Raw genomic sequence first — 22,100 nt, 5'->3', positions numbered from 1 at the left:
CTGTCAGGGGCAAAATTTTGGGGCAAAGCATCCAGTGAAGCGTCTTCCGTGCATATTCAACAACTCCGGCGTCATATGCAGTATTCCGCGGGACCCCGCACTGTTGCCGATTTTCCGGGGACGAACTGGTAGCCGCCGCCGCGGACCGTGGCCACCGCGTGCCGGGCGTTGCCCAGTTTGCGCCGGATCCGGCCCACGTAGACGTCGATGGACCGTTCGGACGCGCCGGGCGTCTCGAAGGAATCCAGGAAGGCCTGCAGTTCCTCCCGGGCCACGGTGCGGGACAGGTGGGTCACCAGGTACCGGAGCACCTTGAATTCGACGCCGGTCAGCGCCACCGGACGTCCGTCCAGCAGCACCTGGTCGGCGGCCAGGTCCACGGCCATGCGGCTCACGGGGCCGGCCGACGGCGGCAGCCGGGTGCCGCCGTCGTCCTCCGGTGCTGCCGGGGCGGCACCGGGAAGGGAATGTTCCGCCGCGGAGGGTTCCGGAGAGGAGTCGGCTGCAGTCCCCTCCGCGGTCGCGGAACATTCCGGCGTGGGCGCTCCGGCGGCGGGCCAGTGGACTTCCGCCTCCGGAGCAGTTTGCAGGGCGCGCGCCAGGACCAGTTCGGCGGCGCGGCGCATCAGTTCGGGACTGGTGCCATCGGCAGGGACCACCCACACGGCGAGACCGCGTGCGGCTGCGCCCTGTGCGGGGAAACGGTGCCGGGCCTCCGCCCGCGGATGGTGGGCTTCCACTGCCATGGCGCGTCCCTACACTCCGCCGCGGCGGATGAGCTTGCCGGTGGGCGTCTGGCCGTCCACCACCGCACCGCGCAGGTAGGTCCTGCGGACCACTCCGGAGAGGGCCTTGCCGTCGTAGGGGGTGATGGGGTTTTTGTGCTTGAGCTTGGACACGTCCACCACAAAGGCCTCGTCAGGGGCGAATACCGCGAAGTCGGCGTCGTAGCCCAGCGCCAGCTGGCCCTTGGTGGACAGGCGGGCCAGCGCGGCCGGCTTCTCAGCCATCCAGGACACCACCTGCTCCAGGGGGATGCCACGGTGCCGGGCCTCGGTCCAGATCAGGGACAGGCCCAGCTGCAGCGACGAAACCCCGCCCCAAGCCACAGCAAAGTCGCCGTTCTCCAGGTCCTTGAGGTCCAGGGTGGAAGGGGAGTGGTCCGAGACGATGCAGTCGATGGTGCCGTCCTGGAGGCCCTGCCAGAGCAGTTCCCGGTTGGCGGCTTCACGGATGGGCGGGCAGCACTTGTACGCTGTGGCGCCGTCCGGAATTTCCTCCGCCATCAGGGTGAGGTAGTGCGGGCAGGTTTCCACGGTGAGCTTCACGCCGTCGCGCTTGGCGGAGGCGATCATGGGCAGGGCGTCAGAGGACGACAGGTGGAGGATGTGCGCCCGCGCGCCGGTCCAGCGGGAACGTTCGATGACCTCCGCGATGGCCTTGTTCTCGGCGCCGCGGGGGCGGGAGGCCAGGAACGTGGAGTAGTGGTCGCCGCCGGGGTGCGGGGCACGGTCGATCGCGTGCGAGTCCTCGGCGTGGACGATCATGATGGAATCGAAGGACTTCAGCTCCGCCATGTCCGCTTCCATCTCATCGGCGTCCAGGTGCGGGAACTCGTCCACGCCGGAGTGCAGCAGGAAGCATTTGAAGCCGAAAACGCCTTCATCGTGCAGGGGCCGCAGGTCCGCCTTGTTGCCCGGAATCGCGCCGCCCCAGAACCCGACGTCGATGAACGCCTGGTCCTCCGCCACCTCACGCTTAAGCTTGAGGTTTTCAACGGTGGTGGTGGGCGGCACCGAGTTCAACGGCATGTCGATGATGGTGGTCACGCCGCCGGCAGCGGCAGCGCGGGTGGCGGAGGCGAAGCCCTCCCACTCGGTGCGGCCGGGCTCGTTGACGTGCACGTGGGTGTCGACGAGGCCGGGAAGGAGGGTCTCGTCGTCGGCCAGTTCGATGATCTCGGTGCCGGCCAGGCCGTTGCCCAGGGGTTCCAGGGCCACGATCCGGCCATTGCGGACGCCCACTTCGCGCGGGGCGATGCCGGCGGTGGTGAGGATGCGCTGGCCCCGGATGACCAGGTCATAACGTTCTTCAGACACGGAGGTCCTCCTTGGTGTTGGCGGTGGCGGCAGGCTTTTCGGCCGCCAGCCAGCCGCTGATCTGGGTACCCAGCTGCTCCAGAAGCGTTCCAGCCTCTGCTATGCACCTGTCTACATTGCTTTCCAGCGCGGTCAAAGCATAAATGTCCTCGAACCCTGCGGCGGCGGCCTGTTCCGGCGCCAGGGTGGTCCGCCCGCACACGGCGATGACGGGGACGCCCTGGGCTGCGGCGGCCCGGGCCACCCCGATGGGGGTTTTGCCCAGCAGGCTTTGTTCGTCCAGGCTGCCTTCGCCGGTGATCACCAGATCGGCGCCGGCGAGGCGTTCTGCGAGGCCCGTGAATTCGAGGACCACGTCGATGCCCGGGCGGCGGGTGGCGGCCAGGACGGCGATGGCCGCGTAGCCAACACCGCCTGCCGCCCCGGCGCCGGGCGCTTCGGCTGCCTTAACAGCACGGAATCCGATTTCCCTGGCCAGGACTTCGACAAACCTGGCCAGGGCGGCGTCGAGCGAGTCGACATCTTGAGGTGCGGCGCCCTTTTGCGGGCCGAAAACCCGTGCGGCGCCCTGGGCGCCCAGCAACGGGTTGTCGACGTCGGACGCCAGCACAAATCGCGTATCCACCAGACGGGGATCAAAGTCGGTGAAATCAATGGTGTGAAGATTGGCCAGCGCGGCGCCGCCGGCCGGGAGTTCGTTGTTCTGCTGGTCCAGGAACCGCGCGCCGAGGCCCTGCAGGAGTCCTGCGCCGCCGTCGGTGTTTGCGCTGCCCCCAACGCCCAGCACAATCCGCCGGCAGCCCGCATCCAGGGCGGCGCTGATCAGCTGGCCGGTGCCAAGGCTGGTGGCCGTGGCAGCTGCTTCGGCATCGGGGGCGCCCCCGGCCAGGACCTGCGGCAGCAGGGCCAGGCCGGACGCGGTAGCCATTTCGATGACTGCCTGGTGGTCGCGGACCGCGAAGTCGGCCTGGACCGGCTGGCCCGTGGGCCCGGCCACCGTGACCGTGCGGCGGGTGAACCCGGAGCCGACGGCGGCGTCGAGGGTGCCCTCGCCGCCGTCGGCCACGGGAATCCGGAGGACGTCAAGGTTGCCGCCGGCGCCTGCCTGCAGGCCTCGTTCGAGGTGCCGGCAGACGTCCGGGGCGGAGAGGGAGCCCTTGAACTTGTCCGGGGCAATGACGATCCGCATGGTTTAGGCCTGCAGTGCCAGGATGGCGGTGGGGGCGTCCGCAGCCGTTTCGGCCAGTTCCTCGAACTCGTTCACGGCGTTGATTTCCACACCCATGGAGATGTTGGTGATCTTTTCCAGGATCACTTCCACCACCACGGGCACCTGGAACTCGCCCATCAGGGCCTTGGCCTTGTCGAACGCCGCCGGCAGGTCTGCCGGGTCCTGTACGCGGACGGCCTTGCAGCCCAGGCCTTCGGCCACCTTGAGGTGGTCCACGCCGTAGCCGTTGGTTTCGGGGGAGTTGATGTTTTCAAACGCCAGGGAGACGTTCTGCTCCATCTTGAAGCCGCGCTGGGACTGGCGGATCAGGCCCAGGTAGGAGTTGTTCACCACCACGTGGATGTACGGGATGTTGAACTGGGCGCCCACGGCGAGTTCTTCGATCATGAACTGGAAGTCGTAGTCGCCGGACAGTGCCACCACCGTCTCGTCGGGCTTGCCGCGCACCACGCCCAGGGCTGCGGGGCCGGTCCAGCCCAGCGGGCCGGCCTGGCCGGCGTTGATCCACTTGCGCGGGCCGAAGACGTGGAGCATCTGCGCGCCGGCGATCTGGGACAGGCCGATGGTGGACACGTACGTGGTGTCGCGGCCAAACGCCTTGTTCATTTCCTCGTAGACGCGCTGCGGCTTGATCGGGATGTTTTCGAAGTGCGTCTTGCGGTGCAGGGAACCCTTGCGCTCCTGGCATTCGGCAACCCAGGCGCTGTAGTCCGGCAGGGACCCTGCGGCCTTGCGCTCCTTGGCGAGCTCAACCAGCCCGGCCAGCGCCGCACCGGCGTCGGACGCGATGCCCAGGTCCGGGGAGAAGACGCGGCCGATCTGGGTGGGCTCGATGTCGATGTGCACAAACGTGCGGCCGGCCGTGTAGGTGTCCAGGCCGCCTGTGTGGCGGTTGGCCCAGCGGTTGCCGATGCCGATCACGAAGTCGCTGCGCAGGTAGTTCTCGTTGCCGTAGCGGTGCGAGGTCTGCAGGCCCACCATGCCGGCCATCAGGGAGTGGTCATCGGCGATGGCGCCCCAGCCCATCAGGGTGGGGATGACGGGAACGTTCAGGGTCTCGGCCAGTTCAACCAACTGGGCGGACGCACCGGCGTTGATGATGCCGCCGCCGGCCACGATCAGCGGGCGCTCGCCGGCCAGGAGCATGGCCAGGGCCTTTTCCAGCTGCTTGCGGCTGGCCTTCGGCTTTTCCACGGGCAGCGGCTCGTAGGTGTCGATGTCGAATTCGATTTCGGCCATCTGCACGTCGATGGGCAGGTCCAGCAGGACCGGGCCCGGGCGGCCTGAGCGCATCAGCTGGAAGGCCTTCTGGAAGGCGCCGGGAACCTGGCCGGGCTCCAGCACGGTCATGGCCATCTTGGTGACGGGCTTGGCGATGGACTCGATGTCCACGGCCTGGAAGTCTTCCTTGTGCAGCTTGGCCACGGGGGCCTGGCCCGTGATGCAGAGCATGGGGATGGAATCTGCCCAGGCGGCGTACAGGCCGGTGATCATGTCGGTGCCGGCGGGGCCGGAGGTACCGATGCAGATGCCGATGTTGCCGTCCTTGGCGCGGGAGTACCCGTCTGCCATGTGGCTGGCGCCTTCGACGTGGCGGGCCAGGGTGTGGCGGATGCCGCCGTGGGCCCGCATGGCGGAGTAGAAGGGGTTGATTGCCGCACCTGGCAGGCCGAACGCCTCGATGGCGCCTTCCTTTTCCAGGATTGCAACCGCTGCATCAACGGTACGCATCTTGCTCATGGTGTGCTCCTTGGGAAACTTTGGGGGCCCTGTGCGGGCTGGTTTTTGGGTGTGGAAGGGGAGCCGGCGTCGGGTGTGTACGACGCCGGGGCTTCCGTTGAGTGCTGTGGAGCGGCTTTCGCCGCGGTGCTTTACTCCCGGCCGGAGAGCTGCAGGACCTGCTTGAAGAGGCCGGAGTGGTCCAGTGCGCCATCACCCTGGTTGACGGTGGCGGCGACGAGCTGGGCGACGACGGCGCCGAGGGGGACGGCGACGTTGGCTTCGCGGGCGGCGGAGGTGACGATGCCCAGGTCCTTGTGGTGCAGGGCAAGACGGAAGCCGGGGTCGAAGTTGCGGTCCAGCATCTTCTGGCCCTTCTGGTCCAGGACCTTGGAGCCGGCAAGCCCGCCGCCGAGGACCTTCAGGGCGGCGTCGGTGTCCACGCCGTAAGCCTCAAGGAAGGCGATGGCTTCGCCGAGGACCTGGATGTTGACCGCGACGATCAGCTGGTTGGCTGCCTTGACGGTCTGGCCGGAGCCGGAGGGGCCCACGTGGACGATGGTTTTTCCCACTGCCGTCAGGACGTCCTGTGCGGCGTCGAAGTCTGCCTTTTCGCCGCCCACCATGATGGACAGGGCGGCGTCGATGGCGCCCTGTTCGCCGCCGGAGACCGGTGCGTCGAGGGGGCGGATGCCGGCTGCTGCGGCGTCCTCGGCGAGGCGCTTGGCCACGTCCGGGCGGATGCTGGACGCGTCGATCCAGAGGGCGCCCTGCTTGGCGTTGGCGAACACGCCGTCCTTGCCGCTGACGACGCCCTCAACATCGGGGGAGTCCGGCACCATGGTGATAACGACGTCGGCCGCCTTGACCGCGTCCGCGATGCTGGTGGCGCCCTGGCCGCCTTCGGAGACGAGCTTGTCGATCTTGTCCTGGCTGCGGTTGAAGCCGGTGACGGTGTGGCCGGCCTTGACCAGGTTGATGGCCATGGGCAGGCCCATGATTCCGAGTCCGATGACTGCAACGTTGCTCATGAGGTTCTCTTTCTAAAAAGTCTGCGGGTGGGATACCCAACTAGGTCGCAGTTGTTGTCGTTATGAGGGTTCAAAACGACAACAACTGCCAGTCAGTTGGGCGGGTGGGCTCAAGAAGCGGTGGCGCGGTCCCGGATGGCCCAGCTGAACGCGGTTTCCTGCGGTTCCTTGTACTCGAGGCCGATGTGGCCCTCGTAGCCGAGTTCGCGGCTGCGGGCGATCCATTCACCCAGCGGGAGGTTGCCGGTGCCGGGGGCGCCGCGGCCGGGGTTGTCGGCGATCTGGATGTGGCCGAAGTCCTTGGCGTGGTTTTCGATGACGGCTGCGACGTCATCACCGTTGACGGCCAGGTGGTAGAAGTCGGCCAGGAGCTTGATGTTGGTGGCTCCGGACTCATCCTTGACGCGGGCGATCACCTTGAGGGCGTCTGCGGCGGTCAGGAGCGGGTACTTAGCAGCGCCGCTGACGGGTTCCAGGAGGACTGTGCCGCCGATGCGGGCGACGCCGGCGGCCGCGGCTGCCAGGTTCTTTGCGGCCAGTTCGTCCTGCTCTTCAGGGGTGAATTCGTTCTGGCGGTTGCCGTAGAGGGCATTGAAGCCCTTGCAGCCCAGGCGCTCGCCGATGCCGGTCACGGCGTCGATGTTGTCCTTGAATTCGGAGCAGCGGCCCTTCCAGGAAACCAGTCCGCGGTCGCCGCCCGGCATGTTGCCGGCGTTGAAGTTCAGGCCCGTGAGCTGGACGCCGGCATCCTTGATGGCGTTCTCGAACCGGGTGGTCTCGGCGTCTGAAGGGACGGAGGAGTCGAAGGGCCACCAGAACTCGACGGCGTCGAAGCCGGCTGCCTTGGCTGCGGCCGGGCGCTCGAGCAGGGGCAGCTCCGTGAGGAGGATGGAGCAGTTCACTGTGTACGTCATCGTAGGTCCTTCCAAGGAGGGGCGTTGATCCATCTTCCTATGCTTCTTTGGCTATCAACCGTTTCCGCTTTGTGGAATTTAGATTCTGCTTTATGAAAAGTGTAGGGAAGGAGGGGGTGTCGAGTCAAGGGGCGGGCCGGCTTCCGGTTCGGGCGCTTAAACTGAAGGGCCCGCCTTCCGTTACGGGAAAGCGGGCCCTCGGCCTTCGACGGCCTTCTGGATGGCCCCGGTATCCAGCTTGACGCCGTCACCATTGGCTTTGGACGCCGGATGCGCCCCTACGTTGCGGTGCCGTGTGGGCGTTGTGGTCACCGTGACGGGAGTGCACTTGGCATTTTCCCCTGCGGTGCCGAGTGGCTTGCCGTCAGGTAGACGCGGTAGTCCACCACGTCGTCGTGGATATCCGGGTTGTTCAGTACCAAAAACGTGCTGTCCGCGCCGTTGGGGAGTGGCGGGACCTAGTCCGGGACTGGCCCGTCCAACGTTATGGCTGCATTGATCAGGGCCAGGTGGCTGAGGGCTTGCGGGAGGTTCCCCAGCGCCGATCCGTCAGCGGGGTCGAACATTTCAGCCAGGATTCCGACGTCGTTCGCGGTGCCCGCCAGTTCAGCCATCCTGGCCCGGGCCTCGTTGGTCCGGCCGCAGAAGTGCAGGGCGGAGACCATCCAGTAGGAACAGGCGACGAACGTTCCTTCCTCCTTCTCTGCGCCGGAAAAGCGGTACAGGTGCGGGCCTGCGGAAAGTTCGCGGTCCAACGCATCAATGGTTGCGCTCATGCGTGTTCCACGGTCAAACCCGCTGATCGCATGGAGCAGGACTGACGCATCCAGTTGCGTTGACCCCGGATACCAGGCGTAGGCCTGCAGCTCTTCCGACCAGCAGTTTTCCTCTACCCATGCCCGGATCCGTTCAGCTTCCGCACGCCACCGGGAGGGGTCGCCCGGGATCTGGCCCAACTCAGCGAGATGGACTGCCTGCTGCAGGGCATGCCAGCACCCCATCTTCGAGCTGGTGTAATTTTGCGGTTCGGTAAGCTCCCACATCCCGGCATCGCGCCGCTGCCATGCATCGCAGGCGGAATCGGCGATGGTGGCCAATGTCCTGCCTGTGGCGGCGTCCAGGACATTGCCGTGGTCCACGTACAGCGTGACAATACTGAAGACGTCGCTAAAGACGCCCAGCTGCAGCTGGCCAGAAGCCCTGTTGCCGGTCACGACAGGGCCGATGCCGCGCCAGCCGGGAACGTCGTAATTGGCCACATCGTCAATACAGGCAGAGCCGTCCAGGCGATACATCACGGCAGGATAATCATTGTTGTTTCGGATGGTCCTGAGCATCCATGACATGGCGGCATGGGTCTCCTCACGCAGGCCAAAGCGGAACAACGCCGTAAGGCTGTAGGCCGTGTCGCGGACCCACGCGTAGCGGTAGTCCCAGTTCTTGCCGCCGTCCAGGCTTTCGGGCACGGAGGTGGTGCCCGCAGCGGCAACCGAACCTTCGTCGCCCATGATCAGGAGCTTCAAGGTGAGCACGCTCCGGTGTACCTGGGCTGCGAACCCGCCCTCGTAGTTAAAGGAGGAGCTCCACCGCTGCCACTTTTCTATGGTCCTGTCGATCCCCTCGTCCACAGTCTCCGGGGCGGGAATAAGGAGGGGTTCGCCCTCCGTGGCGACCAGGCCAAAAATCGCCCGGGAACCGGCGGTGGCCGTGTAGTCAATCGTGATGCTTTTATCATCCCAGCCCACGGTGTCCTCGCCTGCGGACCGGACCGCCATGGTGAGTCCATCGAGCCGGAGGACCACCCCGTGGACAGTGTCCTGGATCCACGGCGACACCCGGCCCAGGCAAGTTCCGGGCCTGGCCACTGCCCGCATGGGCACCTCGCCGTCCAGGCCCTCGATGCGGCGGCCAAGCTCAGACCAGGGCAACCGTCCTGCGATCCCCGTGTTCAGCGAATCGGTGACACGCACCCGGCCCCTGGCCGTGGTGAACGTTGTCACCAGGACATTGGTCCGGCCCAGGTAGCTGCGCTCCGTGGTGAAGGGCTCCGTGGGCTGAAGCTGCAGATATCCGCCGCCGGCAGCGTCCAGCAGGGCGGCGAACGGGATGACCGAGTCCAGGCCCGGCAAGGGAAGCCAGTCGATCCGGCCATCGGCCGCCACCAGCCCGATGGTGCGGCCATCGCCGATGGCGGCGTAGCTTCGCAGGTCTGCGTACCCGTGTTGGTCCCGGACATACTGGGTCATGCGGCATCGCTTTCGTTGGAGCGGGCAGCGGATGCTATTGCCGCAGAAAGCAGGTCCAGGTTTTCGGGTGTGCCCGCAATCTCCAGCCGGCCCTTATCTGTGACCGCCATGACTGCCAGCACGCTGCGGTCAGTGATGTACTTGCGGTCCTGCCCGGTGGTCTCGCGCCGCTGGGCTGCCAGTTCCAGGACGCGCAGCTTCACGGGCCGCCCGGAGGGCTCTGCTGTGTCGTACACCGCTGGTTGAAACACCGTTTCTCCGGGCCCGGCGGTGGTAACCACCATGTTCCAGATGCTGGATAAGGAGCCGGGCCGGGAATCGGGGTAGCGGATCCACAGGAGGAGTTTTCCATCGGCAGCGAGTTTGGCTCCGGTTTTGCGCATCCGCTTCTGCTGCAGGTACATGCCGCCGGCCATGAACAAGGCGTAGAACGTTGAATTGAAAAGCGCATCATCAAGCCTGCGGTGCACAGCCACGTTAACGCCCATCATGAGCAGCCAAACGGCCAGGAAAACCAGGACCGCGGCTCGGGTGGGGTGTTCCCTGATCCACTTCCTCATCGGTCCACCCTAGACCGGCGCGGGTCAGGGGGCCATCAATGGATGCCGGTGCGGGAAAACGGCCGGAAGAACCCCGACGGCGGCCTGCGGCACCTGAGTTAGGCTGATCCGGCGCGGGGACTGAACATGCCGCGGGCCAGTCACGCTAGAAGGGCAGCTCGCCGTGCTGCGTCGGAACGATCAGGAGCCCGGTGATCAGACCGGCCGCGTTGAAAGCCACCCGGCCCACCCACTGCCCGGCTTCGCAGTCGATCATTGTGTGTCCCACCAGTGTGCCTGTCGCTTCCTCGCCGGGGGACAGGGCGCTGCCGTCTGGAAGCTCGACGCCGGTCCCGTGGAAGGACACGAGGTTACCGGTGTCTGCCACAGCCTGCGCCCACGTGCCCAGGACCCGGCCGCGTGTCAGTACCGCAGCGGCATCGTCGGTCAGCATCGGCGCCAGCGATCCGTAGTCGCCGCTGTCCACCAGCCGGAAGACCTGCTCCGTCCGTGCCGCCACATCCATGGCCTTCATTCCCGCCTGCATGGTTTCTCCCGTCCTGGGGTCCCTGGCCGAACCGAACCGCTTAAATGCCGCCTGCCGGCTCATGCCGAGCACGCCGCCGATCTCTGCCCACGTATAGTCCCGACGGGCAGTGTCCACGGCTTCCCGCAGATTCCGCCGGGCAATATCCAGTTGGTCCCGTGCAGCTGCCACGGCGGCCAGGCCGGAGGGGTCATCCGTCGCGTCCATGGCTCCCTGACGGTCCTGCTTTGGCGGCTGTCCATGCTGCCGGGAAGACGGCGCCGGCCATGATGAAGGCCGGAGCCCACCACGCAGCATTTCCGTCGCCCGTCCTGAAGAATACGAAGCCCAGGGCCACGGCAGCCGCGGCGGCGGCAGCATATACGGCCGGTTGGACGTAGCCCCGGCGCGGTGTGGTGTAGGAGCCGAAAAACAGCATGACCCAGAGCGATAGCGCCCAGACTGCCCCCATCAGGAAACCCGGCCATCCCGCCCCCGTCAGGAGCCCTACGGCAACGGCCACCGCGACTGCTACGAGCAAGGATACGAGTAGGTTGCGCATACTCAAGGATGTCCGGCGTCGTCCGCTTTTGTCAACCAAAAGTTGACGTTTGAATCAGTGGCGGCGCTGGCTGCCGGGCCTCTCCGGGGGTGCCCTGGCCGCTCCGGGCGCACCGCCGGCCGCTGTCTTCGGCGGGAAGGCCTGCGGCTGTGATTTGTGGTGTTTGCGGTGATGCCCACCGCCGGCTGCAGGTCCCGGATTGTAGGCTTTCCCGCGGCGGCTATGCTGAGGAACGCCGTAAGGCAGGGCGGGACGTGGCGGCAAGGACCATCGTTACTGGTCGCGGAAGGACAAACCGAATGGCTCGAGCGACAGTCCAGGACGTCGCCAAAACGGCGGGTGTGTCCGTTGGCACGGTGTCCCGGGTCCTGAATGGGAGTCCGGCTGTCAGCGCGGCAAGCAGGGAAAAGGTCAATGAGGCCATCCGCCGGCTCAGCTACCGGCCGCTTGCCTCAGCCCGCGACCTCCGCAGGGACCGGACCATGCGTGTTTTGGCGCTGGCCAAGAACCTGGAGTCCCTGGTGGTCAGTGAAGTCTTCCGCGGGGTGGGGGATGCGGCGGCTGACTCGGGCTACGTCAGCCTGATCGCTGCGACTGCCGGCGACCTGGAGCGGGAGCAGCAATTGGTGGACATGCTCCGGAACGGGTCCGTGGATGGCATGGTTTTGTTTTCGCCCACCATGCCGGACGAGGATGTTGACGCGGTGGCCGGGCAACTGAGTGTTGTCCAGGTCTGCGAAATTGTCGACGCCGATGCGGCGTTCGGTGTTTCCATTGACGACCGCCAGGCCGCATATGACATGACGCGCCACCTGATCGACACCGGCGGGCGAAGGCTGGCCATGATCGCGCACAGGAGTGCCCGTTCAGGCCGGCTGCGCGAGGCCGGATTCCGCCAGGCCGTTGCCGACGCCGGCCTGCCGCCAGGGCGGGTGCTGTCCGGTGAAGGCAGTTTTGGCTTCCACGCCGGCCGCAGCCTGGCCAGGGACCTGCTGGCGGCTGGGGATCTTCCGGATGCGGTGTTTTGCGGCACCGACGTTGCGGCGGCCGGCTGCGTCCGTGAACTTACGGACGCCGGGCTCCGGGTGCCGCACGACATCGCCGTTGCGGGTTTTGATGACTCGGCCCAGGCGGAGATGTGTGTCCCGGAACTGACAACCGTGCGGCAGCCTGCTTACGAGATGGGCCGGGTGGCTTTCGCGGAACTCCTGGAGCGGATGACCGTGCCCGGCGCGCACCGCCGTGGCCGGGTGTTCCTTCCCCATGAGCTTGTGGTGCGGGATTCGACGAAGGGCTCAGGGGGTTGACAGTCCCACGAGTCCGCTGCCAGACTTGTTTGGAATCGATTCCACGGGTTGGAGTCGATATTTTGGAAGATCTTTGGAATCGATTCCAACCCTCTGGGACCGTCCCAAATTTCCCGCGACCCGAATACAGCGCGACGCGATAGGAGAGGAACCAAGTGTGAGCAACCAACAGCCCACCGGACAGCAGCCCACCAGTCAGCCCGGACAGCACCCCACCAGTCAGCAGCCCGGACAGCGGCCTGCCGGACAGCAGGCGCCTGACCCGAAGGAGCATGGTGGAGAACTGAGAGTGGGTGTTGTTGGCATCGGTTGGGCCGGGCAGCAGCACCTGGCTGCTTACAGCCGGATGGACGGCGTACGCATTGTTTCGCTGGCAGGGATGGAGAAGGACCTCCGTGACTCGCTGCAGGCTGAATACTCGATCCCCAGCGCATTCGACGGCTGGGAGAAGATGCTCCAGCATGGCGGCCTGGACGCGATCAGTGTTGCGGTACCCACCTTCCTGCACGCCCCCATCTCCATCGCGGCCCTTGAGCAGGGCCTGCATGTGTTGAGCGAAAAGCCGTTGGCCCGTAACGCCGTCGAAGGCCGGGCCATGGTGGACGCTGCCCGCAAGGCCGGGCGGGTCCTGGACGTCGCCTTCAACCACAGGCGCCGCGGCGATATCCAGGCGCTGAAGCAAATAATCGACGACGGCGGTGTGGGCCGCCCGTACTACGCCAAGGCATCATGGCTGCGCCGGGCCGGCATCCCGATGATGGGAAGCTGGTTCACCAACCCTGAGCTTGCAGGCGGCGGGCCGCTTGCCGACATCGGAGTCCATGCCCTCGACTATGCCCTGCACCTTCTGGGCGAACCCAAAGTGGTGGCGGTGTCCGCCACAACCCATTCCGAGCTTGGGCCACGGGGGCGGGGCGGGAACAACCGTTACTCCGCCATGGCAGCCAGCCATCCTTTTGAGGTGGAGGACTTCGCCTCGGCGTTCCTCCGCCTGGAGGGCGGTGCGACGCTGCTGCTCGAAGCCGGCTGGGCCAGTTACCGGGAAGTGGAGGACCTGCTGGATTTCACGGTCTACGGAACCGACGGCGGCGCTGAGCTCAAGGTTCAGGGCGCACCAATGGCTGCCGTGGGTGAGCTGAAGGTTTTCACGGACAAGGACGGCGAAAATGCCGACTACGTACCGCCCGCCGTGCCGGGCCGGGCACACCAGGCGGTGGTGGAGGACTTTGTGGCCGCAGTCCGCGGCGGGGCGGAAGTTTGGGGACGGCACGACGGATCCATGGCCCTCTCCCGCGCCCACATCATCGACGCCTGCTACCAATCGGCGCAGGAGCAAAGGGAGGTTCGTCTCTGATGAACGACAAGCTGAGAATCCGCGTCTGGAACGAAGGCGTCCACGAGGCCCGCAACGAGCCCGCCCACATTGGGGAAATCTACCCTGACGGCATCCACGGTGCCATCGCCGCGGGGCTCCGCTCCTTCTACCCGGAGTCGGAAATCTCCACGGCGGTCCTCGCTACCGACGACGAACATGGCCTCGATGAAGAAACCCTCGCCGAGACGGATGTGCTGCTCTGGTGGGGCCACGTGGCGCACGGCCAGGTGAGCGAGGCCGTCGTCGAACGCGTCCACCGGCACGTCCTGGGCGGAATGGGGCTTATTGTGCTCCATTCGGGGCACTTCGCCAAGATATTCACCAAGCTGCTGGGCACCAGTTGCTCCCTGGCCTGGCGGAATGACGGCGAGCGTGAACTGGTGTGGACCGTCAAACCGTCGCACCCCATTGCAGAGGGCGTGGACAGCCCTATCGTTATCCCGGAGCAGGAGATGTACGGCGAGCTGTTTGATATCCCTGACCCCGACGACCTGATCTTCATCAGCTCGTTCGCCGGCGGCGAGGTGTTCCGCTCCGGCGTTACGTTCACGCGCGGCAAGGGGCGGATTTTCTATTTCAGCCCCGGCGACCAGGAATACCCGGTCTACCACCACCCGCAGATCCAGCGGGTCCTGGCGAACGGTGTGGGCTGGGCTGCCCAGCCGGAGCTTCGCCGCTCGGTCCCTGCCGTCAGCAACCCGGCCCGGGGCTGGTTCGAGGAAGCCTAGGCGCGTCGCTGCTGATCGGGGCTGGGCCTTCCTGTCGCTGCCGTGCGGCAGACTGTTCCCATGACCTTTGCAAACGTGGGAACGCTCGGAACCAAGCCAGGCCAGCAGGACGCCCTGGTTGCCATCCTTACCCGTCCGTCCGCTGGCCTTTCGGTGGCCGGCTGCCTGCAGTACGAGGTGGGCGTCAACCCCGATGTGCCGGACACCGTGTTCGTCAGCGAACTCTGGGAATCTGCTGAAGCGCACCAGGCATCGCTGCAGTTGGACAGTGTCCAGGCCGCGATTGCAGAAGCCAGGCCGCTGCTTTCCGGGGAGATGGGCGGATTCCGCTTCAACGTCGTTGGATCGCCACTGCGCTAGGTGTCCTTGGCCATGGAACTGCGCAGGGCCCAAAGTTCCCGCTGGTGGCGAAGAATTTTACCGGTGCCAAAGTTTCCTGCGGATCCCGTCTGTCGGCCGCAAAACGGGGTACGGGGCGGGTATGAAGCCGCTGCCTGCACTGGAACTTGTCGCCCGCCTTGAGGACGCTGCCTGGCTGGACCCGGTGTCCAAGAAGGTCAGGAAAGTGGTGAGGACCGTTATCCGGCCCCGCTGGGCCCGCGACGTCCTGCATGGCGTTCCTGTGGGGCACCCCGTGCACCCGCTGGCGGTGCAGGTGCCCATGGGTGCCTGGATCTCGGCGGCCGTCCTGGACGCCCTGTCGGGAAATGAACGGGCGTCGGCAGTCCTGGTCGGCGTCGGAGCGCTGAGCGCAGTGCCGGCAGCGGTGGCCGGTTTTACCGACTGGTCCGAACTGCATCCCCAGCAGCAGCGGGTGGGACTGGTCCATGCCGCAGCCAATATTGCCGCAACGACGTTGTACGCCGCGTCCCTGGTCCAGCGTGCCCGCGGACGGCAGGGCAGCGGCAAAGCGCTGGCCTATCTCGGGCTCGGCACCATAAGCGCAGGCGGCTTCCTGGGCGGTCACCTTACGTACCGGCAAGCTGCCGGCGTGAACCACAGCGAGGAAATCCCGCACCGGTTCCCGCAGGGCTGGCACAAGCTGGCACCACTGGCGGAACTGCCGGATGGCAAACTTACCAAACGCGATGTGGCTGGGATCCCCTTGCTGGTGCACCGCGAGGGGAACCGCATCAACGTGCTGTCCGATGTGTGCAGCCACTTGTCCGGTCCGCTGCATGAAGGCAAACTGAAGGCCGCTGCCGAAATTCCGGGCGGCACCGCCGGGGACAACCAGCCTTGTGTGGTGTGTCCTTGGCACAAGAGCACTTTCGCGCTGCGGACGGGGGATGTCCTGTCCGGGCCTGCAACTGCACGCCAGCCGCTGTTCAGCTCCCGTATCACCGACGGGCTTGTGGAAGTTTGCCTGCCGGGTGCCGACTAAGCCTGGGTCGCTGGGTCGCTGGGTCGCTGGGTCGCTGGGTCGCTGGGTCTCCGGGTCCTGGGTCGCTGGGTCGCTGGGTCTCCGGGTCTCCGGGTCCTGGGTCGCTGGGTCGCTGGGTCTCCGGGTCCTGGGTCGCTGGGTCCTGGGTCGCTGGGTCGCTGGGTCCTGGGTCGCTGGGTCGCTGGGTCGCTGGGTCGTGGGTACTGGGGGCGGGGTCCTGGGGGCGGGGGACTGGGGTGTGGGTCGTGGGTCCACGTTTGACCCGGGCCGCCGGCCCATCAGGCGGATAGGTGCAGTACCAGCGCTTCTTCGAAGGGGCTTCGATCGCCGGGCAGCAGCCCGGGTGGCCATTCGGGAGGCTCCCAGTCCTGCTGCTCACTCTTGTACTGCCTGCCCGAGGGGGAAATCCAGCCGGGCGGCTCATCTTTGGTGGCCGCAGTGGGCCGCCAGGCGCTGTTGTGTTTCAGCCGGTGGTGTTTGCGGCAGGGCTGGCCCAGGTTGCTGATGCCGGTGGTCCCGCCGCTGTGCCAGGACAGAAGATGATCGGCCTCGTTGTCCAGGGATGGGTTGCTGCACCCTGGAAACGGGCATTTTCCATCCCGTAAGCGCAGCCACCGCTTCATGGCTTCCGTGAGGCGGTAGCTTTTCCTTCCAATCTCCAGCGGTGCGCCGTTGCGGGGGTCGATCAGTACGCGATAAAACGAGCTGGCGCCCTCCGCCACCAACTTCCGTGCCATCGACGCCGGGATCGGCCCATAGCCATCCAGTATTGCGGGTTCATCGCCGACGCCCAGCAAAGAGAACACCGGCACCGTGACCAGCACCTGCGCCGCAGGCACGGGAACTTCACTCAGGTCCCGGAAACCGGCGGTGCCGTCAGGAATGACGTCGTTGACGTGATCGCCAGGGAGCCCTTGGACGTCGTTGACAGCGCCGCGAACCTCCTGTTCCCTGAAACCGCCAGCGCTTTCCTCAAAGTCCCCGGCTTGAGAGGCCTTGCTGGCTCCATTGCCCAAAAGCGCGGCCGCGAAGATGTCGGCCTTGAGCTGGGTAAGGGTCCGCTGTTCGTTCGGCCCCTGGGTTCCCCTGGCGAGCGAGGTGGTCCGGTTGCAGATGGCCGACGCGGCCGTAGCGGGAAGGAATCCAGAGACCCAGGCCATGCCGTCCCGGTCAGGCGAAAATTCGATGCGGCGGTCCGCGAATCCCTTGGCGTGGCGGGTTTCCAGTGATTCCGGGTGGTGCCGTTCGCGCCATCTCCGGACTTTCTGCCGGAACCTGCCCGGGACCAGCTCTCCGGCGGGGCAGCCCCTGGCCGGATCGGTATCGTCAGGGTCCAGGAAATGGGAGGTCAGCTCTGCTGCGGCCTCGGCGTCGAGTCCGTCGGTCTCGTCCGCAATGATGCGGGCGTGCTGCCACGACATCCGTCCCGAAGCGAGTTCGGCCATAGCCAGCGGCAGCGTGCACAGCTGGCGTGCTGAAGCGATCAACGCTCCGGCCGCAGCCGCGCTCACGGTGAGGACCCCTGCCACTTCCTCCACCACGGACATCCCCCGGAAGGTCCGGGTCTGGGCTGAAGCGTCAGGAGGGGTCATGGCCAATTGGAGTTCGGCGCACTCGGCGGCGTCACGGGCTTTGATCGCCGCGAGCATTGCCTCCAACCTGGAAACTTCCGCAAGCCGGTCGAGGCGGACATCGTAGGCGCGCTGGAGCAGATCGGTCCCAGCGTCGACAGCGCTGTTCTTCGAAGCATCGGGATGAGCCGCGCTCAAACCGGCCGCGTTCAAATCGCCCGCGCTGACACCGTCCGCAGCCCAACTGCCAGCAGCGGAGGCTTCCAGGGCAAGGCCCGAAGTGCCCGGATCGGAGCGGAACAGCTCAGCCAGGACGCTAATGGAGGCGTGAACCGCTTCCATTGCTGCTGCCTGCCGAGTGCTGTTTCCCATACCAATATCATCCATCGGGGGTCTGACATTTTAGGCTGCGATGCTTGCGGCTGGGCGAAATCGGTAACCGGCACCGCCAGACAGACGCCCGCACGTGGCTGGACCCTGAAACAAGGCAGCTCGCATCACTGCAGCTGAGTGACCCATTTACCGCGCCGCAGCACACCCGCCAGCGTAAGATCCGGGTCGACCACCAGGACATCGGCAGCCATCCCGGGACGCAGCCCGCCCACGTGTGCCGAGACCCCCAGAACATCAGCCGGAACAGCTGTCGCGGCGGTGACCGCGTCCTGCAGCGGGATGCCCGCGGCAACTGTCGACCGGACCACGTCCAGCAAGGTGGACGTGCCACCGGCGATGGCGCCGGTAGTGTCCACTCGCGCCACGCCTTGCTGCACGGTTACAGCCAGCGGCCCCAGTTTGTACTGGCCGTCCTGCAGCCCGGTGGCCGCCATCGAATCGGTGACCAGGGCAATGTTGCGGGCTCCCACCAGGTCGAAAACCAGTTTCACAGTTTCGGGCGCCAGGTGGACCCCGTCCGCAATGAGTTCCACCACGGCTTCACCTGCGCGTGCGGCGCCCAAACTGGCCGAGACAGGTCCGGGGGACCGGTGATGCAGGCTGGGCATGGCGTTGAACAGGTGCGTCACGGTGGGCCGCAACCGGCCTGACGGCGGAGCGGAACCGGCAGGGTCACCCAACCCGAACAGCTCAGCAGACCCGGCCGATCCGAGTACCCCGGCGCCGCCCATGGACGCGGCAGCCCCAGCGAGCCCGGCGAACTCAGCCAGCCCGGCAGCAGCCTGTTTCAGGAACTCCGCCGCCACGGTATTGTCCGCCGCCGTGTGGCCCAGCGAAGGGATCACCCCGTGCCGCGTCAGCAACTCCACCACGCCCGCCATGCCGGGAAGCTCAGCAGCGAGGGTCATGGACGCCAGCGTGGGTCCGGCCGCCGTCATCATGGCGGCCAGCAGGTCCAGGTCCGGTTCCAGCAGCAACGCCGGATCATGAGCGCCGCACTGCCCGGACGAGAGGAACGGTCCCTCCAGATGCGACCCGGCAATCAGCCCGTCAGCCGCCAGTTGCCGCAGTACTTCAAGGTTCCGGAGCGTCTGCGCCGGTGGTCCCGTCACCACACTGGCCAGGAGCGTGGTGGTGCCCCTGCTGTGCAAGTACCGGGCAGCGGCCGTGGCGCCTTCCGCCGAACCGTCAGCAAAGTCCGCCCCCAGTGCGCCGTGGCAGTGCAGGTCCACCAGGCCCGGCAGCAGGATGCGGTCAGGCCGGGCGGGCCCGCTTTCGCCGGGAAAGCCCGACGCCGGCCCTGCGAAGGTGATCACGCCGCCCGCCACTGCGATGATCCCGTCAGCCACGTCCAGGTCCGCGGAGACGATGCGGCCGCGAAGGACCAGCCCATTGCCACTGGTTGCTGTGGCGCCTGAAGTGTTCATGCGGGAAGTGATCCTGTGGTCAAAGCCGCTGAAATGCCGGCTGCGAGTTGCGGGTCGGGCTGGCTGGTGCGGCCCGGGCCGGAGGTTGTCCGTGGCCGGGCCGAGGTGTGAACGGCATGCACACCACTATGGAGGAGGGCGGGGATCAACCCAAGGCCCACACCGCCCCCTGCCATGATCTGGACAGAAGGGGCGTGCGTCCGTCCGAGTTCCACTAGTCGGGCCAGCATGGGCAGGCCCGCGGCGCAGTCTGCACCGCCGCCGCTGGTCAACACCCGGTTAACGCCTGCCTGCTCGAGCCTGGCCAGGGATTCCGCCGGATCGGCGCCGCCTGCCAAGGCGGCGTCGAACGCCCGGTGGAACGTGATCTCCGCAGCCGGGTCCCGCTCCCGCACCAGCTCCACAATCCGGCGGATGGCACCTACGTCCGGTCCGCCGTCGGCCGCGAGGATTCCCACCACCACACCGGCGGCGCCAGCGGCTAAAGCGGCGACGACGTCGCGCTCAACAACCTCCAGCTCGTCCGGCGAGTACGTGAAGTTGCCCGTCCGCGGCCGCACCAGGACGTGGACCGGGACCCCCGCTGCGCACGCCTGGGCCACGGCGCCAATGCTGGGCGTGACCCCCTCGGTCTCCGCCAGGGCAGCGCACAGCTCCACACGGGCCGCGCCCACGGCTGCGGCCAGGCGAACCCCGGCCAGGCCCTCGACGGCGAGTTCCAGCGCAGGCGTCCGGGCTGGAGGAACGGCTGGCATGCTCAGAGTCCCTGCCAGGCCGGCTTGCGGCTGAACGTGTCCCGGTAATAGTCCTGGTGCGTGAGCTTCGACGCCGCGGCCTCATCCACCAGCACGGTGACGTGCGGGTGCAGTTGCAGGACGGACGCCGGGCAGATGGCGGCCAGCGGCCCCTCCACAGCAGCGGCGATCGCGTCCGCCTTGGCCGCACCCATGGCGAGCAGCAGCAGGTGCCGCGCCTGCCCGATGGTGCCCAGCCCCTGCGTCAGGACATGGTCCGGAACGTCCTGCTCCCGGTCGAAGAACCTGGCGTTGTCCTGCCGGGTCTGCCGGGTCAGGGTCTTGATCCTGGTCCGGGACGCCAGCGAGGACATGGGCTCGTTAAAGCCAACGTGCCCGTCCGTTCCGATGCCCAGGATCTGGATGTCCACCCCGCCGGCAGCGGCGATGCGTTCCTCGTACTGCGCAGCCTCGGCTTGCGGATCCTGCGCCATGCCGTCCAGTCCGTGCACGGCGCCGGCGGCGAAGTCCACACTGTCAGTGAACTCGTCCCGGATGACCGAATGGTAGGACTGCGGATGCGCAGCAGGCAGGCCAACGTATTCGTCCAGGAGGAACGCCTGGGCCTGGCCAAAGCCGAGGCCGCTGTTCCGGTGCCGCTCAATGAGCTCCTGGTACGTGCCCAGCGGGGTGGACCCGGTGGCGAGGCCCAGGACGGCCGGGCCGCGCCGGACGTACTGTTCGATGGCATCGGCGGCCTTGCGGGCCACCTCGGCGGGGGAAGGGAGGATGACGATTTCCATGCGGGAAGGCTGCTTTCGTGTGGAGTGGATAAGGATGGGGCGTTACTTGGCGGCTTCGGTCTCCACGGAGACCTCGTCATCTTCCCGGCCGGGGGTGCGCAGGTTCCAGCGCTTGATGACGAACGAGAAGAGGAAGTAGTAAATCACTGCGTAACCCAGGCCGATGGGGATCAGCAGCCAGCCGTTCTCGGACTTGCCGAAGTTGAGGACAAAGTCGATGAGCCCGGCGGAGAACGTAAACCCGTGATGGATGTCCAGGGCATTCACCAGCGCCATGGATGTGCCGGTGAGGACAGCGTGCACGATGTAGAGGGGGAAGGCGACAAACATAAAGGAGTATTCGAGCGGTTCGGTGATGCCGGTGAAGAATGCGGTGAGGGCCGTGGAAAGCATGATGCCGCCGACGATCTTCTTCTGGGAGGGCTTGGCGTGGCGCCAGATGGCAAGTGCGGCGGCGGGCAGGCCGAACATCATGATGGGGAAGAACCCGGTCATAAAGACTCCCGCGGTGGGGTCGCCTGCAAAGAAGCGGTTCAGGTCGCCGCGGACCAGCTGGCCGGAGGCGTCCGTATAGTCGCCGATCAGGAACCAGAGTCCCGAGTTGAGGATGTGGTGCAGGCCGGCCGGCAGCAGCATGCGGTTGGCGAAGCCATAGATCCCGCCGCCGAGTTCAGGGTTTCCGGCAACGGCTTCGCCTGCCGCGGAGAGCCCTGAGTTGAAGATGGGGTACACCAAAGCCAGCGCGATGCCGACCACCAGGCTGGTGACGGACGTCAGGATGGGAACCAGCCGGCGGCCGCTGAAGAAGCCCAGGAAGTCCGGCAGTTTGGTCCGGTAGAACCGCTGCCACAGCATGGCGGACAGCAGGCCCACCACGATGCCGGCCAGGACGCCGTAGTTGATCATGGAAGGTTTGCCCCCGGCGTCCACCTGGCCGGCCAGGACCAGCGGGGACATCGCCTTGAAGACGCCGTCGATCACCATGTAGCCCACAACGGCGGCCAGGGCGGTGGAACCGTCTGACTTCTTGGCCCAGCCGATGGCGATGCCAACGGCGAAAATCAGCGGCAGCCAGGTGAAGACGGCGTTGCCCGCGGAGGAGATAACGGCGGCGCCGCCCTCGAACCCTGGGATGGCGCCGAGCAGGTCGGGTTGTCCGATGCGCAGCAGGAGCCCGGCGGCAGGCAGGACCGCGATGGGAAGCATCAGGCAGCGCCCCAGGCGCTGGAGGACGGCGAAGGCCCGGTTCGGCTTCTTCTCTGGAGCCTGGGCGGTGGTCTCGGATGTTGACATGGTGGCACCTCTGCGGGTTCGGATGGGGTTGTGGAGAGACGGTTCCAGCCGGTACTGTCTGGTTATGACCAGTTCAGTGTGATTCATCCCACGGGGCCCTGTCAAGGAGGCCCTGAAGTCCGTCGGCGAGGAGGCTCACCAGCGGACGGGGCGCCATAATTGGTCGCATCAGGGCCGCCGGTCCGGTGTTGAGAACGTGCTCCAACGGGCACCGTCAG

20 protein-coding genes are annotated in these 22,100 nt (G+C 66.5%); 5 read left to right on the top strand and 15 right to left on the bottom strand.

All coding sequences use genetic code 11. From position 1 onward, the window contains the following. Positions 1-71 precede the first annotated feature (71 nt). From QRN07_RS18800 to QRN07_RS18755, 10 genes are all read right to left on the bottom strand, one after another. A complete protein-coding gene (locus QRN07_RS18800) occupies positions 72-746 on the bottom strand; it encodes a winged helix-turn-helix domain-containing protein (protein WP_050686014.1) in 675 nt (224 codons plus the stop codon). 9 nt (positions 747-755) lie between these two features. Next, positions 756-2,099, bottom strand: a complete 1,344-nt coding sequence (allB, locus tag QRN07_RS18795; RefSeq protein WP_285241884.1) for an allantoinase AllB — start codon at positions 2,097-2,099, stop codon at positions 756-758. After that, complete coding sequence (locus tag QRN07_RS18790) at positions 2,092-3,288, bottom strand: glycerate kinase (protein ID WP_050686012.1); 1,197 nt, start codon at positions 3,286-3,288, stop codon at positions 2,092-2,094. Before QRN07_RS18790 ends, allB begins: the two co-directional genes overlap by 8 nt. A 3-nt stretch (positions 3,289-3,291) precedes the next feature. Next, the gene (gcl, locus tag QRN07_RS18785) at positions 3,292-5,070 is read right to left on the bottom strand and encodes a glyoxylate carboligase (protein ID WP_050686011.1); all 1,779 of its coding nucleotides are present in this window, start codon (positions 5,068-5,070) and stop codon (positions 3,292-3,294) included. Positions 5,071-5,201: 131 nt separating this feature from the next. Then, entirely contained in the window at positions 5,202-6,080 is an 879-nt protein-coding gene (locus tag QRN07_RS18780) for a 2-hydroxy-3-oxopropionate reductase (RefSeq protein WP_050686010.1), read from the bottom strand. A 110-nt stretch (positions 6,081-6,190) separates the two neighbouring features. Beyond that, complete coding sequence (locus QRN07_RS18775; protein ID WP_285241883.1) at positions 6,191-6,994, bottom strand: hydroxypyruvate isomerase family protein; 804 nt, start codon at positions 6,992-6,994, stop codon at positions 6,191-6,193. A gap of 458 nt (positions 6,995-7,452) precedes the next feature. Beyond that, a complete protein-coding gene (locus QRN07_RS18770) occupies positions 7,453-9,240 on the bottom strand; it encodes a glycoside hydrolase family 15 protein (RefSeq protein WP_056598546.1) in 1,788 nt (595 codons plus the stop codon). Next, the gene (locus QRN07_RS18765; RefSeq protein ID WP_056598543.1) at positions 9,237-9,800 is read right to left on the bottom strand and encodes a hypothetical protein; all 564 of its coding nucleotides are present in this window, start codon (positions 9,798-9,800) and stop codon (positions 9,237-9,239) included. Before QRN07_RS18765 ends, QRN07_RS18770 begins: the two co-directional genes overlap by 4 nt. 145 nt (positions 9,801-9,945) lie before the next feature. Continuing rightward, positions 9,946-10,533 carry a hypothetical protein gene (locus QRN07_RS18760; protein ID WP_285241882.1) on the bottom strand — a complete coding sequence of 196 codons (588 nt, stop codon included), beginning with the start codon at positions 10,531-10,533 and terminating at the stop codon, positions 9,946-9,948. Continuing rightward, on the bottom strand, positions 10,517-10,846 hold the full coding sequence (locus QRN07_RS18755) for a hypothetical protein (protein WP_285241881.1): 330 nt from the start codon (positions 10,844-10,846) through the stop codon (positions 10,517-10,519). Before QRN07_RS18755 ends, QRN07_RS18760 begins: the two co-directional genes overlap by 17 nt. A gap of 320 nt (positions 10,847-11,166) precedes the next feature. Between QRN07_RS18755 and QRN07_RS18750 the strand changes: the two genes are divergently transcribed. From QRN07_RS18750 to QRN07_RS18730, 5 genes are all read left to right on the top strand, one after another. Continuing rightward, positions 11,167-12,174, top strand: a complete 1,008-nt coding sequence (locus QRN07_RS18750; RefSeq protein ID WP_285241880.1) for a LacI family DNA-binding transcriptional regulator — start codon at positions 11,167-11,169, stop codon at positions 12,172-12,174. A 283-nt stretch (positions 12,175-12,457) separates the two neighbouring features. Further along, positions 12,458-13,528 carry a Gfo/Idh/MocA family protein gene (locus tag QRN07_RS18745; RefSeq protein WP_285241891.1) on the top strand — a complete coding sequence of 357 codons (1,071 nt, stop codon included), beginning with the start codon at positions 12,458-12,460 and terminating at the stop codon, positions 13,526-13,528. After that, positions 13,528-14,277: a ThuA domain-containing protein gene (locus tag QRN07_RS18740; protein WP_056598532.1), complete on the top strand. Its 750-nt coding sequence runs from the start codon at positions 13,528-13,530 to the stop codon at positions 14,275-14,277. The genes QRN07_RS18745 and QRN07_RS18740 overlap by 1 nt, the downstream gene beginning before the upstream one ends. Positions 14,278-14,337: 60 nt before the next feature. After that, positions 14,338-14,637, top strand: coding sequence for a putative quinol monooxygenase (locus QRN07_RS18735; protein WP_056598530.1), 300 nt, complete (start codon positions 14,338-14,340; stop codon positions 14,635-14,637). A 121-nt stretch (positions 14,638-14,758) separates the two neighbouring features. Next, positions 14,759-15,661, top strand: coding sequence for a Rieske (2Fe-2S) protein (locus QRN07_RS18730; protein WP_285241879.1), 903 nt, complete (start codon positions 14,759-14,761; stop codon positions 15,659-15,661). A gap of 278 nt (positions 15,662-15,939) precedes the next feature. Here the strand turns inward: QRN07_RS18730 and QRN07_RS18725 are convergent, their stop codons facing one another. The 5 genes from QRN07_RS18725 to QRN07_RS18705 form a co-directional block, all read right to left on the bottom strand. Next, the gene (locus tag QRN07_RS18725) at positions 15,940-17,604 is read right to left on the bottom strand and encodes an HNH endonuclease signature motif containing protein (RefSeq protein WP_285241878.1); all 1,665 of its coding nucleotides are present in this window, start codon (positions 17,602-17,604) and stop codon (positions 15,940-15,942) included. A 125-nt stretch (positions 17,605-17,729) separates the two neighbouring features. Beyond that, positions 17,730-19,052, bottom strand: a complete 1,323-nt coding sequence (locus QRN07_RS18720) for an N-acetylglucosamine-6-phosphate deacetylase (protein ID WP_285241877.1) — start codon at positions 19,050-19,052, stop codon at positions 17,730-17,732. Then, entirely contained in the window at positions 19,049-19,807 is a 759-nt protein-coding gene (locus tag QRN07_RS18715; protein WP_285241876.1) for a copper homeostasis protein CutC, read from the bottom strand. Before QRN07_RS18715 ends, QRN07_RS18720 begins: the two co-directional genes overlap by 4 nt. 2 nt (positions 19,808-19,809) lie before the next feature. Continuing rightward, positions 19,810-20,589 (bottom strand): glucosamine-6-phosphate deaminase, encoded by a 780-nt coding sequence (nagB, locus tag QRN07_RS18710; protein ID WP_056598519.1) that lies wholly within the window; start codon positions 20,587-20,589, stop codon positions 19,810-19,812. Positions 20,590-20,631: 42 nt separating this feature from the next. After that, positions 20,632-21,882: a PTS transporter subunit EIIC gene (locus tag QRN07_RS18705; protein WP_056598516.1), complete on the bottom strand. Its 1,251-nt coding sequence runs from the start codon at positions 21,880-21,882 to the stop codon at positions 20,632-20,634. Between the last annotated feature and the right edge of the window lie 218 nt (positions 21,883-22,100).

It is taken from the genome of Pseudarthrobacter sp. MEB009, from assembly GCF_030208875.1.
GTDB lineage: Bacteria > Actinomycetota > Actinomycetes > Actinomycetales > Micrococcaceae > Arthrobacter.
This window is presented reverse-complemented; position numbering and strand designations above follow the sequence as displayed.